This window comes from Sporosarcina sp. GW1-11, from assembly GCF_033088395.1.
GTDB lineage: Bacteria > Bacillota > Bacilli > Bacillales_A > Planococcaceae > Sporosarcina.
In genome coordinates this window covers 4,529-22,772 of sequence record NZ_JAPMIW010000006.1, presented here as the reverse complement: position 1 = coordinate 22,772, position 18,244 = coordinate 4,529, and the positions used below count along the sequence as shown (strand labels likewise).

Sequence of the window (18,244 nt, the reverse complement as noted above, 5' to 3'; positions counted from 1 at the left end):
TTGTGCTATGAGTGTTTTTTTAGCGCAGCGGATTCTTATAAAATATCCGGTACTTTAATCGAACCGTCTTCCTGGTCTTCTGCACTAGCTAGCATGATTTCGCGATCCAAGATATCTTTCGGCTGATCTTCACGCAATACGTTGATCATAGCAATAGGATGCGTCATAGGTTCTACACCTGTCACGTCTACATCTTTTAAATTACTGACACTTTCAATCAAATCTGCAATTTTTGCAGAGAAAATTTCTTTGTCTTCTTCGGAAACGCCAATACGGACAAAATCCGCAAAATATTTGACGTCATCTGTTGAAAATGTTGTCATACATAGTTCCTCCTCATTTTGCAATCGTACGATTAATCATACCATCTAATTAGGGCATTGGAAAGTTCAGAATGCCAAGAACTGTCATGTTAATACCCATAGACGTGGACAAATGGCTCTTTCCTATCTCCATCATCTACAATCAACAGTTCTGGGCCATTAACAGATGTGACACTAACTTCTATTGGGATGTCTTTAAAATGTGTTTTCACTAACGAAGTTAAATATTGCGAGAAGCTAATCAATTCACTTTTCCCAAAGAATTGAATAGGGATTTCGACATGAAGTGACTGCAATTTCTGATCTTTATAAAATGCAGTACCGACTACATTCACAAAACTTGGGAAGTAGTCATCAATATCTTGCTTAAAGTTTTTAAATGTCGTATTTAAATCTCGGTAGTTTCCTGTTGAAGAAGACGCTGGAAGCAAGACATACGTCTCATCTACTTCTTTCCAACCAATGAACTCACTTTTGCCTTTCGCTGCAAAAGCTGTAGCAAAGTACGTACCTGGGACAATATCGTTTCGACTATTTTGTTTGAAAAGGCCGACAGCAATTGGAATATCTGCAAGCTCTGGTTTACTACGTAGGCGCGTCAAAATAATATCTGCCATCTGCTTACCTTTTTCCTCGATAGTCTTATCATCAATAGAACGCTCTTTGCCTTCACGTGGATAATAAATAGAGTTCATAGCAAGTCCGATCGTCATACCCGCCAACTTCACCTTTTTATCATCCGTCAACTGTAAATAATTTTGCTCTACAATATGTGCTAAATAAATCGGTGCTTGCTCTGCAATCTGTGCAGGTGTCATATCATCTGTAATCGCAGGGTTGAGTCCAGCCTCGTAATTCGACTTTCTAGAAATCCATTCTTTCGCTGTCTCGCGATCGATATACTGACCTTCTTGGAAGTAGTAATTTTGCGTATCAAAATATAGCGATGAAATGCGTAGCAAGCCTTCTTCTGTTTCTTGCATATCGTACTTCGTATTCAAATTACTGACGACAAGCCCTCTACTTGCACTCTTTTTAAAAGGCACAGGCGTCCGGTAATATTCTTTCTTAATTTGTTCGTCAGGAATGATCACCGTTTCTTGTTCGCTTTCTTCTGTTTCCTGTAGTGCTTTTTCCTGATCATCGGAAGGTGAAGGCACACATCCTGTCAGCAGTATAGCTGATAGGATGCTGAGCCCAAGCCATTTATTCATTCTTTTCACTCGTATCCACTCCAAGGGCATCAAGCATCGCTTGTTCATCCCAAATTTCAATCTCTAATTCCTGAGCCTTCGTCAGTTTAGAACCTGCATCTGCTCCTGCAATGACTAGGTCTGTTTTCTTGCTGACGCTACCGCTAACTGTTCCGCCACGCGCCTCTATTTGTTCCTTCGCATCGCCACGTGTCAACCCAGTCAATTTACCGGTTAGTACAACCGTTTTCCCTGCAAATGGTCCCGTCGTCGGTAACTCTTCACGTGTGAAACCTTTATACACCGTATTCACACCATATGAACGTAACTTATTCATCACATCTTGTACTTCCTCAGTACTGAAGTACGTTGTAACCGCGTCTGCTACAATATCTCCAATTTCAAAAATGGTGACTAACTGTTCTTTCGTCGCTACTTCTAGTGCATCAAGCGTACGGAATTGTTCTGCCAAAATGCTAGCTACTTTCTCTCCTACATGACGGATTCCTAAACCAAATAATAATTTCTCCAATGAATTTTCTTTCGATTGTTCAATGGCTGTCAAAATATTTGTCGCTGACTTTTCTCCAATTCGTTCAAGGCTACATAGCGATTCTTTCTTTAGCGTATAAAGATCCGATACATCTTGTACAAGATTGGCTGTATATAATTGTTCTACTAGCTTTTCGCCAACACCTTCAATATTCATCGCTTTTCTAGAGACGAAATGAATAAGTGCTTCCTTCATTTGCGCCGGACACTTCGGATTCACGCAGCGCAGTGCTACTTCTCCTTCAATTCGCAAAAGCTCTGAACTGCATACTGGACAAGTGGATGGCATATGGAATGGTTGTTCATCACCCGTCCGCTCATCTGTAATTGCCATGACGATTTCCGGAATAATATCGCCTGCTTTTCGCAACACGACTGTGTCGCCTATCCGGACATCTTTCTCTTTGATCAAATCTTCATTATGCAACGAAGCTCGTCCAACCGTCGTGCCTGCAACAAGTACTGGCTCAAGAATTGCCGTTGGAGTAACGACACCTGTACGTCCTACACTCAATTCAATATCAAGTAATTTTGTCCGCACTTCTTCTGCAGGAAACTTGTAAGCAATCGCCCAACGAGGACTTTTTGCCGTATAGCCTAGCTGTTCTTGTGCTTCAAAATTATCCACTTTGATGACGATACCATCGATTTCATAATCGAGTGATTGGCGATTTTCTGTCCAATATGCTACGTATTTTAATACTTCTTCAATCGTTGTACAACGTTTGCGTTCTGTATTTGTCGTCAATCCTATGCCAGCCATCTTGTCGAGTGCTTCGGAGTGACTATCCAAATCGTACTCCTCCACATCGCCACCTACCGCGTAAATGAATATCGCTAAGTTACGACTAGCGGCAATTTGTGAATCTAGCTGGCGTAGCGAGCCTGCTGCAGCGTTTCTTGGATTAGCGAATGGTACTTCTCCCGCTTCATCTCGAGCTGCATTCAGCTGGGCGAATGATTGCTTCGGCATATAAGCTTCTCCACGTACTTCAATCGTCAATGGCTCTTTTAACTTCATAGGTATGGAGCGTATAGTTTTTAAATTCGCGGTAATATCTTCACCTACCGCACCGTCTCCACGAGTAGCACCTTGCACAAAACGCCCATCTTCATATTGCAATGAAACCGCAAGACCATCGATTTTCAATTCACAGACATATACTGCATCACTTGCCGCATCTTTCACACGTCGATCAAAGTCCCGTAAGTCTTCTTCATTAAACGCATTCGCTAAGCTGAGCATCGGATGCCTATGAACGACTTTGCTAAATACTTCGAGCGCTTTGCCACCCACTCGTTGCGTCGGTGAATCGGGGACAATTAAATCCGGATGCTCTGCTTCAATCGCGAGCAACTCCTGCATTTTTTCATCATATTCCGAATCCGGAACAATCGGTGAATCCAGATCATAATAGGCATGTCCGTATTGATGTAGGATTTTATTCAACTCTGCCACTCGTTTTTCTAGTTCTAGGACGTCATCCATCCGTTTTCCACACTCCTTAGGGAAATGCTTTATTGTTTTTCTATTGGCGCAAATTTCGCTAGTAGACGCTTGATTCCCACAGGATTCGGGAATGCGATATCAAGCTCTAAGTCATCTGCAGTACCTTTGACGCTGACTACTGTACCGACACCCCATTTTTTATGGGTTGCTTTATCCCCGGGACTCCATTGCAGTTTCTCTCCGCCACTCTCATGATAAGTAGGGCGTTTCACTGCTGGGCGTACTCTCGGTTTGGCAGGTGCACGATCAAATGGCACACTCATTGCATTGTCTTTCGCTAGCTTGTCCGTTAATTCCTCTGATATTTCATTGAGGAAGCGAGAAGGTTGATTAAAGTTCGACTTTCCGAATAACATCCGATATCCTGCACACGTCAAGTAGAGTCGCTGTTCTGCACGTGTAATCGCTACGTATGCAAGCCTCCGCTCCTCTTCCATTTCTTCAGGATCAGCAAGTGCACGAATATGCGGGAAGATATTTTCTTCCATACCGATCACGAAGACGACTGGGAATTCCAATCCTTTCGCAGCATGCATCGTCATTAGGACGATTTTTTCTGCAGAAGAGTTCTCTTCGTTATCCAATGTATCAATATCGGCAACTAATGCAAGATCGGTAAGAAATGCAACTAGTGAACTTTCACTTTCTTCTTCTTTTGCACGTTTTTCGAAAGCCTCTGTAACGGATAGAAACTCTTCGATATTTTCCAGACGACTTTCCGCTTCAATAGACTTCTCTTTTTCAAGCATACTGCGGTATCCAGACTTCTCAATAACTTCTTTTACAAGTTCCGTGACAGACAAGAATTCCTGCATTTTCGTGAATCCGTCAATCATCTCACGGAATTTAAACGCTTCATTTGCCGCTCTTGCAGGCAAGCCCATAAAGTCCACTTCTTGCAGTGAGTCGAAAATCGAACGATCATTTTCCAAAGAAAATGCCGCCATACGCTCGAATGAAGTCGCACCAATGCTTCGTTTTGGTTCATTAATGATTCTTGCAAACGCCAAATCATCATCGTTATTTGCAATGAGACGCAAGTAGGCAAGTAAGTCTTTAATCTCTTTTCGATCATAGAACTTCGTACCGCCAACAATTGTATAGTCGAGATTGGATTTCAATAAGTATTCCTCGATCAAACGGGATTGCGCATTCGTACGATAAAGTATTGCGAATTGATCTAGAGTTAAACCTTGCGATAGTTTTAATTCAATAATTTGTTGCACAACAAATTGCGATTCATCTTTTTCATCTTTTGCTTTATAGATGGTGATCAATTCGCCTTCCGGATTGTCTGTGCGTAACTTTTTATCGTATCTACTTTTATTATTGTCGATCACTTCGTTCGCCGCTTGTAAAATACGCTTAGTCGAACGGTAGTTTTGCTCCAATAATATAACGTTGGCTTCTTTATAGTCTTTTTCAAAAGACAATATATTGCCAATATCAGCTCCACGCCATCTGTAAATCGACTGATCGGAATCCCCTACTACACAAAGATTTCGGAATTTCGACGCAAGCATCTTGACCAAACGATACTGCGCGTTGTTCGTATCTTGGTATTCATCAACATGAATATATTGAAACTTATTTTGATAGTACTCTAATACATCCGGCACTCTTTCAAATAAGACAAGTGTCATCATAATTAAATCATCGAAATCCATTGATTGATTTTGACGTAGTTTTTTCGTATAGCGTTCGTAAATATCCGCCACTGTTCGCTCATACGGGTTTTGCGGGTTACAATTTTTACGGAACTCACTTGCATCGATACATTCGTTTTTCGCATTGCTGATTGCACCTAGCATAGCGCGTGGATCATATTGTTTTGGATCCAAATTCAATTCTTTCAAGACGCGTTTGACGGCAGTTAACTGATCCGCACTGTCTAAAATAGTGAAGTTTTTAGCTAAGCCGATACGATCTACATCTCTACGCAATATGCGAACACACATCGAGTGGAATGTAGACACCCACATTCTTTCTCCAGATCCTGCACCTAGTAGACCTTCAATTCGATCGCGCATCTCACGCGCAGCTTTATTAGTAAACGTAATTGCTAATATATTTGATGGATATACTTGTTTTTCTACAACTAAATAAGCGATTCGATGAGTCAATACCCTGGTCTTCCCAGATCCTGCTCCCGCCATGATGAGTAGTGGTCCTTCTGTTGTCTTAACCGCTCGCGCTTGCTCTGGGTTCATACCTTTCAATAAATCCTCTGATAGTTTATTCATATCCGTACCGCCTTTTGAGAACGTTTGTTCTAATTATATACTAATTACACAGATAAAGGAACTGATTTCACAGCATGTACCGTGGCAAGTGCAGCTTTTAAGTCTTCATATACGATATTTCCAACAACAACAGTATCCGCAATCGCAGCCATTTCCATCGCCTGCTCATTCGTACGGATTCCACCGCCATAAAATAGACGCGTCTTCTGTAACAATTCTTTAGCTGCCTGAACGATTTTTGGATCGCCATATTGTCCGCTATATTCCATATAAAAAATAGGTAGTGAAAATAGATGTTCAGCCATGCGTGCATATGCTTGTACATCGTCTTCATCTGGAACTCGATCTACACCTGTCAGTTTAGCCGCTTTACAGTCTGGGTTCAGTATGCAGTATCCTTCAGTAATAATTTCATCGAAGTTCATCATATGACCATATTCACGGAGCGCTTCATGATGAAGCCCATTTAGCCATTTTGAATCAGATGTATTTAACACCGTCGGAATGAAGTAATAGTCAAAACCGGGCGTGACTGATTCTACTGTAGATACTTCTAATGCAAGCGGTACAGAATATCTGCGAAAACGCGCAAGTAGATCGAGTACATTTTCTATCGTCACTCCATCAGATCCACCGATAATCACACCGTCTGTTCCTGATTCCGCGATGCGCTCAAGATGTTCATCGGATAATTCTTTGGCAGGATCGATTTTAAAAGCATGTCGCCATGTTTTATAGTCCATTATTATGTGCACCCTCTTTTATTATAGTTTATCATCACAACACCGTATAACAACACAAAAACCGGTTGGGATGGTTACCCGGCCGGTTGGGGTTATTTATTTCTTTGGTTGTTGACTTTCAAGTTCTGGATAAAGCCGGTTCAGCATAAGGTTGTAGCCGCCAGAGCCGTAATCGACACAACGACGGATACGAGAGATGGTAGCAGTGCTCGCACCGGTCTCTTGTTGAATACTGTCATATGTTTTTTTCAGACGTAGTTTATGAGCGACGTCTAGTCGCTGTGCTAGTGATTGGACCTCGCTCATTGTGCATACATCATCAAAGAACTGATAGCACTCTTCCAAATCCTTTAACTCTAGAATGGCTTTAAATAACTGATCTATTTGCTCACCGCGAATTTTATCTATTTGCATATTCTCGCCCTCTCTTTCTCGATCTTACGGAGTATAAGTGACGGCAGCAGACGGGCTTGAAAGGGAGGGGACAATATGAATCCAAGTTCGCCCGACTGTTAACTTTACAGGCACTCCTTGTTCTATTGGAATTAAAAATCCATCCCTGTTTTCCCATTCGATTTCTCTAGTAATCCCTTCATGAAATAACATTGCATTACCACCGGACTGAAGATTGATTGCTAGCCTTCCCTGTTGATCGACTGTTTGATGATCCATTTCCATCACTACTACATTCGATAACTCCACTCGTCGTTCATTCAACTTATCAACCGTATCAATACCATTGACGGAACGATAATATCGATTCTTCTCCTCATCATAACGATACGTACTAATAAACCTCGGGTCTGAACTGTACGATACCGTAATCGATGAAGCTATATCCCCTATTTTATCACTTTCTTCGGGTTTTAGGAAAGAAAAGGTCGGCGTCTTCGAGATCTTTTCGGAAGCATTCGTCTTTTCGAACGCTTCTTCTATATGCTCTTTAGAAATATATGAGTTATGCGGTGCTTTACGGTCAGATGAACGTTCAAACAAACTTCCATCATACTGCATGCCATTGACATGATCCACTACCCCACCGTCTAATAATTTCTTGGCATCCGGGCTATAACCATGCGCAATAAAAAATGCATCCATTCCATCTGCGAAATCAACAAAATACTCACGAGCGCTACGTATTGGACCCATTTGATTAGGAATCTCACTTTGGAATATAGCTGCGAACCGTGTGACATTACCTTCTGCTAAAAACTCATAGACTTGATCAGCTTCAGCAATTCCAGACTGCGGCCGTGCTAACGGATGATTATTAATCGTAGCGACGATTGGGCGATTTTGTAAACCTTCAGTAATCTGCTCACCCGTAAATGGCGCTAAAACATTTTGTGAAGGTGTCTTTGTCTCTTCCAGCTGTTCTTTAGAACGTGAACAGCCACTTATACATAAAAGTCCTATACATGCGGTTAAAAGCAGCTTTCGGCTATTCCATTTCAATACAGTCCCTACCTTTCTGTGTTCGGAAGTAAACATTCGTTTTTCATGACTTGCACTAAACCAATGGGCGTAATGCGGACATGTGGCAGATGAACGGATTGTAGAAACAGTAGTGTAAATACAGCATCTCCGTGATGATAACCACGTTCTTTCAAAGCTGCCTTGATCACTAATTCTTGCTCCATTAGTACTTCCATCGGCTGATCGGATAACCCGCCACCAATCACTAAAGGTACCGTTTCAATAATTCGTCCGTTTTCAGCAATTACCATACCGCCACCTATCCGTTTCATTTCATCGAAAGCTCTCTTCATTTCTTTCCAATCCTGTCCAATTAATAATACATCGCCTGTGTTTGAATAGGAAGATGCAAATCCTTGTAAATTATCAGCAAAACCTTTCAATACTGTATTGACTCTCCACTTTCCATGACGATCAAGCAAGACTAAGAAACACTCATCACTAGAAGTAATTACTGATTTGCTTAAGTCTAACTCTGTTTCATAGGGCTTCGTAATGACATCGTTGAGCATTTGAATCCCTGTAGTCGATGGGAAGGTAAAGTCTTTATCATCCAGCTCAAACGGCGGTTCAAATTTCGGTAACTTCGTCCAGTCTACTACGTTAAATGACTTTGTCACTTGCCCCCCTCGCAATATCCACCGACCTTTAGACAAGACGTCAGTCGGCACTGGATTTCGTTCATCTTCTAAAAAATTCAATGTCGCAAAACGACCAGTCGCGATTACACTATGCAAGTCAGTGATATCATAGTACCTTGCTACATTATAAGAAGCCATTTGATACGCATCGATTGGTTTCACTCCGGCATCGAGTGCAATCTGAATACACTGATCCATTACACCTGCTTTATAAAACGCCGGGCTAGAGCCATCAGTTGTCATCATTAGATGATCAAACACTTCCCACTCTTTGTCCACTATCCCAGCCAATAGATTAGGTAAATCTGGACGTATCGAAGAATAGCGTAACGTCACCCCATAGCCTTGTTGTAAACGGTTTCCTACTTCCTCTACGGTCATCGCTTCATGATCACCGTCTGCCCCAAGCAATTTCATCCTTGCTAGTGTTCGTTCAGATGCTCCCGGAAAATGGCCTTCAACTTTCTTCCCCCGGCGTTTAGATTCCTCTATTGAACGCATCATATTTTGATCACCTTTCAATAGTCTTGGCCACCCCGATAACTCTCCTGTCATCAAGACATCTGGACGTTTTATCCATTCTGCAATCTTGGAAGGATTGAATAACTCTCGTTCATTTTGTAAGACTGTCTGTGAATCTACACGTGCCCACCAATAGAATGAAAAAGGTAGCTTATTCAATTGATCAATGAGCGAAAAGGCTATTTTTTTATCAAGCGTCATGAATAGTAATAAGTTATCAGATATGAATGTAGTCGTTCCACGACGCGCAGCATAATCCGCAAATGTCTCCACATTATAAAGCTGAAACGGGTGGACATGTGGCTCAATATAGCCCGGTACGATTTTCTTTCCTGAAGCATCAATTCGTTCCGTACCTTCAAGCTGTGCAGGTAGCCGTTCCCCCACGTAAACGATTCGATCACCGTGAATCCATATATTACCTTGCATCCATTTCTTGAATATAGATTGTAAATAGGTAGCATTTTCAATTACTATATCAGGTGCTTTTTGTCCGTTAATAATCGCTAGCTGTGTTTCTATTTCTTGTGCATTCCACATTCAATCACCATTCCTATAAAGTAGTTTTACATTTTTCCAATATTTCATACGTGTATGCTTTATATTAAGATAGCAATCTGAAGAAAAATAGGCAAGTTACCTTTGCGTTCTCCACAACTATGTTAATAGTATTTTACTTTATAGACAAACTATTCACATTACTAACAACTTACTAACAATTTACCCACTAATCATTCACAGATTTTTATTTTAGCTGTGAATATCTACGGTTATACATGAGTTATCCACAATATTCATTTATTTGTTGAACAATAATAAATCCCCCTGCATATGCACAGAGGGATTTAGTTTGTAGATAATGAGATTGGGAAAGCGTAGGATACCGTTACACTTCGTTTCAGGCGGACGCGTTCGGGAGGGCCCGCGGTGAGCCAACCGGTCGCTTTGCTCCCCTGGTCGTCTCACCTGTCGGGCTGATCCTCCCCGAGTCGCCGCCTTACACTACGCTTCACTAGTGTTTTATCCTGAAGATAGTGAGTAGAAGATTCAGCTATTTACTTAGCATTTATATTTGAACTTAAAGAACGGTCAATACGTCACTTAATAACTACAATGAAGTCTCAAATTACTTGTATTCTTTCTATAGGATTGAAGCTTAAGAAGGGGCGAAATGCAAAGATGTACTTTCAACGCTTCGCTTATGATCGCAAAAGACGTTCTTCGTTACTGCTCTTCCCTGAAGAATAGCGTGAGTCTGTGACCGTGGACTGAACGAAAGTGTAGCGTTAGGATCACCGCTGCCTTAATTTCTGTAGTGTAAATCCCGATGTACTTATTAGCTTTTTTCGATTCCTTTATCTACAAACTAAAATCCCTCTGCTAATCATTCACAGAGGGATTTCGTAGTAAAGTATATTTATTTAAGAAAATGTTCTCCAGCCAATGTCATTGCGGTGGAAGAAACCGTTCCATTCTTCAGTTGCTAGTCCTTCGTACACTTTTTGCTGTGCTTCTTTTAGAGTATCAGCTTTCGCAGCAACTAGAAGGACGCGGCCACCATTACCAACAAAACGGTCATTCTCCATTTTTGTTCCTGCGTGGAACACATCTAGCCCATTAGCTGTCAGCCCATCTAAATTGGGTAATTTTTTACCGTTGACGATATCGCCTGGATAACCTTCTGATGCCACTACGACACCTAGCATCGCTTCTTCATGCCACTGTAAGTCAAAGGCTTCTCCAGCCATTAGCGCTTCCATGAACTTCCCGAAATCTGAAGCCATGCGTGGTAAAACGACTTGTGTTTCTGGATCTCCAAAACGCGCATTGAATTCAATGACTTTTGGGCCTTGTTTCGTCAAGATCAAGCCCGCGTATAGAATACCTGTGAAAGGAATCCCTTCTTCCGTCATTGCTTCGACTGTTGGAACTACAACGCGTTCATACGCTTCTTGTACGACTTCATCTGAAATTTGAGGTACAGGAGAATAAGCTCCCATACCACCTGTGTTTGGACCACGATCTCCGTCATATGCTCTTTTATGGTCTTGTGCAATCACCATTGGATAAATTTGTCCATCATGAACAAATGACATATAAGAAAATTCTTCGCCGTCTAAGAATTCTTCAATTACAACACGTGAAGATGATTCACCAAACTTTTGATTGCCGATCATATCATCTACTGCATCTAACGCTTCTTGAAGTTCCATTGCTACGATTACGCCTTTACCAGCCGCTAATCCGTCTGCTTTGATAACAATGGGCGCGCCTTGTTCGCGAATGAATGCCTTCGCTTCATCCGCATCCGTAAACGTGCCGTAAGAAGCTGTCGGAATATCATACTTATCCATAATTTCTTTAGCGAATGACTTACTACCTTCAATACGAGCTGCTGCTTTCGTCGGACCGAATATAGTCAAGCCTTTGTCCAAGAAGAAATCAGCAATTCCTTCTGCTAACGGTTGCTCGGGTCCTACAAATGTTAACGAGATCTCATTGTCTATCGCAAATTTCGCCAATGCTTCAAAATCCGATGCATCAATTGGTAAGCATGTAGCATCTTGTTTCATTCCATCATTACCGGGTGCAACATACACATCCGTTACAGAAGGTGATTCGTTGAACTGTTTAGCAATTGCATGTTCACGACCGCCACTTCCAATTACAAGAACTTTCATTGTCCGTTTTCCTCCTGCCTTTTAGTGTTTAAAATGACGTACGCCAGTGAATACCATTGTAATGCCATAGTCATTTGCCTTTTTAATGGAGTCAGCATCTTTCACAGAACCACCTGGTTGGATAATCGCTGTAATGCCCGCTTTTGCTGCTGCTTCCACTGTATCATCCATTGGGAAGAACGCATCCGATGCAAGAGCTGCTCCTTTTGCGCGTTCGCCTGCTTGTGTTAATGCAATATTTGCAGCACCTACACGATTCATTTGACCCGCACCTACACCAATTGTCATATGCTCATCTGTAACGACGATTGCATTAGATTTCACATGCTTAACAACGGCCCAACCAAGTTTCATCGCATTCCATTCAGCTTCCGTTGGTTCGCGGTCTGTTGCTACTTTAATATCCGCTTCTTCAAATCCGTATGTATCCGGCTGTTGCATGAGCAATCCACCTTCAACAGATACCGTGTTCCACTGATCTTTTTTCTTCTGTTCAAATGAAATCGTTAATAGACGGATATTTTTCTTCTTCGTCAATGTCTCAATTGCTTCTTCTGTGAATGAAGGTGCGATTACGATTTCAAGGAAAATATCTGCTAACTGTACTGCAGTTTCCTGATCTACTTCTTTATTTAACGCGATGATTCCGCCAAAGATAGACGTTGAATCCGCTTCATAAGCTTTCTTGAAAGCTTCTGCAATCGTGCTACCTGTACCAACACCACAAGGGTTCATATGCTTAACTGCAACTGCAGCGGGCTGAGTAAATTCTTTAACGATTTGAATCGCTGCATTGGCATCTTGGATATTGTTGTATGAAAGCTCTTTTCCATGAAGTTGCTCTGCATAAGCGATTGAGAAATCAGAACCCATCGGACGGCTATAAAATGCAGCTTGTTGGTGTGGATTCTCTCCGTAACGCAACGGTTGTTTTAATTCGTATGTATACGTCACTTGTTCAGGGAATTGTTCACCCGCAAGATCTGTTAAGTAGCTAGAAATTAATGCATCATAAGCTGCTGTATGACGGAAAACTTTAGCTGCTAGACGACGGCGCGTTTCCAGTGTTGTTTTACCATCTGCTTTTAGTTCATCCAAAACTGCTTCGTAGTCTGACGCGTCAACAATCACAGTAACGTATGCATGATTCTTTGCAGAAGCACGTAGCATCGCTGGACCACCGATATCGATATTTTCAATCGCATCTTCGGTAGATACGTCTGGCTTTGAAATCGTTTCTTTAAACGGATATAAGTTTACACATACAACATCGATTGGTTGAATGCCGTGTTCTTTCATTTGCGCTTGATGTCCTGGATCATCTTGCTTCGCTAGCAATCCGCCGTGGATCATCGGATTCAATGTTTTTACGCGACCTTCCATAATTTCAGGGAAACCTGTAATTTCATCGACTGCTGTAACTGCTACTCCATTGTCCTTCAAATGCTTCATCGTACCGCCTGTAGATAATAATTCATATCCAAGCTGTTCGAGTTCTTTCGCAAACTCCAATACGCCACTTTTATCTGATACACTTAGCAATGCACGCTTTTTCAAGAAAATCCCTCCATTTTATAAAAAAAGCCTGTTTTCACAACAGGCTAATCAATTTTTAAATACGTTTTTTAACGTCTCCACATATAAATCATGCTCTACTGCATGAATCGCAGTAGCAGTTTGCTCTACATCATTGTCAATCACATCAACTGCTCGCTGTGCCAAAATCGGACCCGTATCCATTCCTTCATCTACAAGGTGGACCGTAACGCCTGTTACTTTGACACCCTTAGCAACTGCTTGCCCAATCGCATCTTTACCTGGAAATGAAGGCAAGAGAGATGGGTGGATATTGATGATTCGTTCTGGGTAAGCATTGAGTAAATCCGGACCGATCAAACGCATATAACCTGCTAGTATTAACCACTCTACTTTTGCTTCTTGTAAAGTTTCTAGAACTGCTTGCTCATACGCTTGCTTTGTTGCAAATTCACGCGGGCGGAAAGATGCTACTGGAACTCCAGCTTGCTTCGCTCGTTCGTTAACATAGGCATCCGGTTTATCCGTTACAAGTAATACGATGTCGGCAGGTAGTTCTCCCGCTTTACATGCCGCTTCTAACGCTGCGAAGTTACTACCACTTCCTGACGCAAAAACAGCAATTCTAACGTTCTGTTCCATTACGCTAAAGTACCGTCATGTTCACCGTTGAACTTGACGCCTTCCTGATTTGTAACGCGCCCAATTACATATGCCTGTTCACCATGCGCTTTTGCAATTTCAATTGCTTTTTCTGCTTCCGCTTCTGGTAGTGCAACGACGAAACCTACACCCATATTAAAGACACTATATAGATCACGGTCTGTTAATTCACCTTTTTCCTTTAGCATGTGGAAGACAGGTAAAATCGGCCATGCGCCTAAATCTACCTCTACTCCAAATCCTTCAGAGAACATACGTGGTAGGTTTTCAAAGAATCCGCCACCTGTAATATGTCCCATCGAGTGAACATCTAGTTGTTGATGCATTTCAAGTACAGGCTTCGCATAGATTTTTGTCGGTGTAAGCAATGCTTCCGCAACTGTTCCTAGCTCTTCATAGCCTTCAATTGTACCATTAATATCCGCACCCAACTGTTCGAATACGATATGACGTACAAGTGAATAACCATTCGAATGAATACCGCTAGACGCGATTCCAACAAGAACATCGCCTACTTGTACGTTCTCACCTGTAACAAGCTTACTCTTTTCACAAGCACCTACCGCAAAACCAGCTAAGTCGTATTCATCTTCTTCGTATAGACCTGGCATTTCCGCAGTCTCGCCACCGATCAATGCAGCACCGGATTGCACACAGCCATCCGCTACACCTTTAACGATTGCTTCAACTTTTTCTGGAACTGCTTTTCCAAGCGCTACATAATCAAGGAAATATAAAGGTTCTGCTCCTTGAGCCACGATATCATTTACACACATTGCAACACAGTCGATACCAATCGTATCATGACGATCTGCCATGAACGCTAGTTTCAACTTCGTACCTACACCGTCTGTTCCTGAAATCAGAACCGGTTCTTTATATTCAAGAGCAGAAAGATCAAACATTCCGCCAAAACCACCAAATGCGCCTGCCACTCCTTTACGAGTAGTTCTTGCTACGTGGGACTTCATGCGTTCTACTGATTCATAGCCCGCTTCAATATTGACTCCTGCTTTTTCATACGCCTTCGACATGGAAAGGCCTCCTATCGTACGATTTCTTTTACGTGCGGCATTGCAGTATCCGAATAAATCTCTGTTGGATAATCACCTGTGAAACAAGCTAAGCATTGTCCGCAATTTTTCATTTCAGACGACCGACCATTCGATTCAAGCATTCCTTCTATTGATAGGAAATGAAGCGAATCCGCACCGATTTCTTCACACATTTGTTCTACGGTACGACCCGTTGCAATTAATTCAGAATCAGAGCTAATATCTACTCCGTAATAGCAAGGAGCGATTAGAGGTGGTGATGCAATGACCACATGAATCTCTTTAGCACCCGCTTCTCGTAACATCGCAACAATACGTTTAGACGTAGTACCACGGACGATTGAATCATCAACCATGACGACTCGCTTACCATGAACCACTTGATGAACAGGCGAAAGCTTCATCTTCACACCTTTTTCACGCAATGCTTGAGACGGTTGAATAAATGTTCTACCAACGTAACGATTTTTGATCAAACCAAGTTCGTATGGTATTCCGCTTTGCTCGGAGAAACCGATAGCCGCAGAAATACTAGAGTCTGGAACACCCGTAACGACATCCGCGCTAATTTGTACTTCACGAGCTAGCTGTTTTCCACAACGCTTACGAGCAGCATGAATATTAATTCCGTCGATATCTGAATCGGGACGTGAGAAATAAACGTATTCCATTGAACACATCGCTGGATCGGCGGCTGGCGCAAATCGTTCAGAAATTAATCCTTTATCATTGATAATTAATAACTCACCTGGTTCTACAGAACGAATATGTTCAGCTCCAATAATATCAAATGCACATGTCTCCGAAGCTACAACCCATGCATCCCCAATTTTCCCTAGAGAAAGTGGACGCATACCATTCGGATCTTGTGCGACCATTAATCCTTCATCAGTCATTAAGACAAATGCGAACGCACCTTTTAAAATACTCAATGCTTTTTTCACTTTTTCACGTTGATTCAATGAACCACTACTACGCTTGATCAAGTGGGCTAATACTTCTGTATCTGATGTTGTTTGGAAAATACTTCCTTGACGCTCCAAATGTTCTTTTAAATCTGTCGCATTGATTAAGTTACCGTTATGAGCAATAGCAAGACTACCTGTAGTTGAACGGAAGACGAGTGGTTGAACGTTTTCAATACCGCGTCCTAGTTCTGTTGTATAGCGGACTTGTCCAATTGCCCCACTGCCTTTTAGTGTACTCAAGTTATCACCTGAGAACACTTCATTGACTAACCCTTCACCCTTAACAGCATGGAGACCGCCATCGCCTTTTACGACGATGCCGGCTCCTTCCTGCCCACGATGTTGTAACGCATGCAATGCGTAATAGCTAATTTGTGCCGCATCCTCATGCCCCCAAATACCAAATACGCCGCACTCTTCGTTTAGTCCTCTGAGTTCAGCAAGCATGGAATAGCTCCTTTCCAAGCAGCGTGGAATTGTTCTACCGTCCCTTCTACTAGGACAGTTCCTTCTGCACTTTTAATGACTAGTTGTCCGTCATCTGTCACTGTTCCGATTTTCACTGCGTCATCTACACTCTGTTCAAACGCTGCTACTTGATCTGCTTGGACTGTCACTAGGAAACGTGATTGCGTTTCACTAAATAAAGCCGTAATTGCAGAACCTTCAACTGATACATTTGCACCTAAGCCGTTTGTTGCGAATGCTTTTTCACAAAGCGCTACAGCAAATCCGCCTTCTGATAGGTCTGAAGCTGATTGTATTAATCCTTGCTGAATCGCAGCTAACAATTGCTCTTGACGCTTCACTTCTACATCTAGATCGATTGCTGGCACTTGACCAAAAATCTTTCCTTCGGTCATTTGTTGCAGTTCACTACCACCGAATTCTGTTGCTGTTTGACCGATTAGATAAATCGCATCTCCAGCTTGTTTGAAACCAGGTGTTGTTACTTGCTTCAAATCATGAACGAGTCCTACAAGACCAATTGTTGGTGTTGGGTAGATTGAAACTCCGTTAACTTCATTTGAAAGTGAAACGTTACCGCCAATGACTGGTGCATTAAGTTTACGGCAAGCTTCTGAAATTCCGTCTGCAGACTTTTCAAGCTGCCAGAACACTTCTGGTTTGTCCGGGCTACCGAAGTTCAAGCAATCCGTAAGCGCAATCGGTTCTGCTCCAGAACAAACAAGATTACGTGCAGCCTCTGCAACCGCAATTTTACCACCTGTTTCTGGATCCAAGTAAATGAAACGTGAGTTACAATCTGCTGTCATCGCAATTCCTTTGTTTGTTCCTCTAACACGCACGATACCAGCTGACGCACCAGGAGCTAATACTGTACTCGTTCTAGCACCTGTATCAAACTGATTGTAGACCCATTCTTTAGACGCGATCGTTGGACGTTGTAGCAAATCAAGCAATGTAGCTTTTAAATCTGTTACTTGTGGTTCTTTATTTTCAATCGCTTGGTTTTCCGCAAACGATGCTGGTTCTTTTGATTCTTTTTGATAGCTAGGAGCGTCTTCAGCCAATAAATCAGCTGACACTTCTGCCGCTACTTCTCCTTTAAAGATCAAGCGTAGCATTTTATCATCTGTTACATGACCGATTGCCACTGCATTAATACCGTATTTCGTGAATAATGCAATGACTTCTTCTTCGCGACCTTTTTTAACAACGATTAGCATACGTTCTTGAGACTCTGACAACATCATTTCATATGCCGTCATATTCTCTTCACGCTGTGGTACTAGATCCAAATTCATCTCCACACCATAGCCAGCTTTTGAAGCCATCTCTGCTGCTGAAGAAGTTAAACCTGCAGCACCCATATCTTGTATACCGATTAATGCATCCGATTTAACTAATTCTAGGCAAGCTTCCATCAATAACTTTTCGATGAATGGATCACCCGCTTGCATAACAGGTAGTTCTGCTTCTTCGTCAATAGCCAATTCAGCTGAAGACATCGTCGCCCCGTGAATTCCGTCACGACCAGTTGTAGCACCCGCATAGATGATCGTGTTGCCAACACCTGCAGCCAAACCTTTTTGAATATCTTCGTGATTCAATAACCCTACTGCCATCGCATTAACGAGTGGACGCTTAGAATAACATTGATCGAACTGAACTTC

At 42.1% G+C, this 18,244-nt stretch carries 14 protein-coding genes; all 14 read right to left on the bottom strand.

Translation table 11 applies throughout. The features are described 5' to 3' along the window. Positions 1-35: 35 nt before the first annotated feature. Positions 36-323: an Asp-tRNA(Asn)/Glu-tRNA(Gln) amidotransferase subunit GatC gene (gene gatC, locus ORD22_RS05625; RefSeq protein WP_317644950.1), complete on the bottom strand. Its 288-nt coding sequence runs from the start codon at positions 321-323 to the stop codon at positions 36-38. An 89-nt stretch (positions 324-412) separates the two neighbouring features. Beyond that, positions 413-1,537 (bottom strand): CamS family sex pheromone protein, encoded by a 1,125-nt coding sequence (locus ORD22_RS05620; RefSeq protein ID WP_317644949.1) that lies wholly within the window; start codon positions 1,535-1,537, stop codon positions 413-415. Then, positions 1,530-3,557, bottom strand: a complete 2,028-nt coding sequence (gene ligA / locus ORD22_RS05615) for an NAD-dependent DNA ligase LigA (RefSeq protein WP_317644948.1) — start codon at positions 3,555-3,557, stop codon at positions 1,530-1,532. The genes ORD22_RS05620 and ligA overlap by 8 nt, the downstream gene beginning before the upstream one ends. Before the next feature lie 29 nt (positions 3,558-3,586). Beyond that, positions 3,587-5,821, bottom strand: a complete 2,235-nt coding sequence (gene pcrA, locus ORD22_RS05610) for a DNA helicase PcrA (protein ID WP_317644947.1) — start codon at positions 5,819-5,821, stop codon at positions 3,587-3,589. Between the two features lie 44 nt (positions 5,822-5,865). Further along, complete coding sequence (gene pcrB / locus ORD22_RS05605) at positions 5,866-6,564, bottom strand: heptaprenylglyceryl phosphate synthase (protein ID WP_411567623.1); 699 nt, start codon at positions 6,562-6,564, stop codon at positions 5,866-5,868. Positions 6,565-6,660: 96 nt separating this feature from the next. After that, positions 6,661-6,978, bottom strand: a complete 318-nt coding sequence (locus ORD22_RS05600) for a YerC/YecD family TrpR-related protein (RefSeq protein WP_099689360.1) — start codon at positions 6,976-6,978, stop codon at positions 6,661-6,663. 24 nt (positions 6,979-7,002) lie between these two features. Further along, entirely contained in the window at positions 7,003-8,019 is a 1,017-nt protein-coding gene (locus ORD22_RS05595; RefSeq protein WP_317644945.1) for a DUF3048 domain-containing protein, read from the bottom strand. Positions 8,020-8,027: 8 nt separating this feature from the next. Continuing rightward, positions 8,028-9,743, bottom strand: coding sequence for an adenine deaminase C-terminal domain-containing protein (locus tag ORD22_RS05590; protein WP_317644944.1), 1,716 nt, complete (start codon positions 9,741-9,743; stop codon positions 8,028-8,030). Between the two features lie 881 nt (positions 9,744-10,624). Further along, positions 10,625-11,884: a phosphoribosylamine--glycine ligase gene (gene purD, locus ORD22_RS05585; RefSeq protein WP_317644943.1), complete on the bottom strand. Its 1,260-nt coding sequence runs from the start codon at positions 11,882-11,884 to the stop codon at positions 10,625-10,627. 21 nt (positions 11,885-11,905) lie between these two features. Next, the gene (purH, locus tag ORD22_RS05580) at positions 11,906-13,441 is read right to left on the bottom strand and encodes a bifunctional phosphoribosylaminoimidazolecarboxamide formyltransferase/IMP cyclohydrolase (protein WP_317644942.1); all 1,536 of its coding nucleotides are present in this window, start codon (positions 13,439-13,441) and stop codon (positions 11,906-11,908) included. Positions 13,442-13,489: 48 nt separating this feature from the next. Next, on the bottom strand, positions 13,490-14,062 hold the full coding sequence (gene purN, locus ORD22_RS05575) for a phosphoribosylglycinamide formyltransferase (protein ID WP_317644941.1): 573 nt from the start codon (positions 14,060-14,062) through the stop codon (positions 13,490-13,492). Beyond that, positions 14,062-15,117 carry a phosphoribosylformylglycinamidine cyclo-ligase gene (gene purM / locus ORD22_RS05570; RefSeq protein WP_317644940.1) on the bottom strand — a complete coding sequence of 352 codons (1,056 nt, stop codon included), beginning with the start codon at positions 15,115-15,117 and terminating at the stop codon, positions 14,062-14,064. The genes purN and purM overlap by 1 nt, the downstream gene beginning before the upstream one ends. An 11-nt stretch (positions 15,118-15,128) precedes the next feature. Next, on the bottom strand, positions 15,129-16,553 hold the full coding sequence (gene purF / locus ORD22_RS05565; RefSeq protein ID WP_317644939.1) for an amidophosphoribosyltransferase: 1,425 nt from the start codon (positions 16,551-16,553) through the stop codon (positions 15,129-15,131). Beyond that, a partial coding sequence (gene purL, locus ORD22_RS05560) for a phosphoribosylformylglycinamidine synthase subunit PurL (protein ID WP_317644938.1) occupies positions 16,529-18,244 on the bottom strand: 1,716 nt, incomplete at its 5' end. The genes purF and purL, both read right to left, overlap by 25 nt.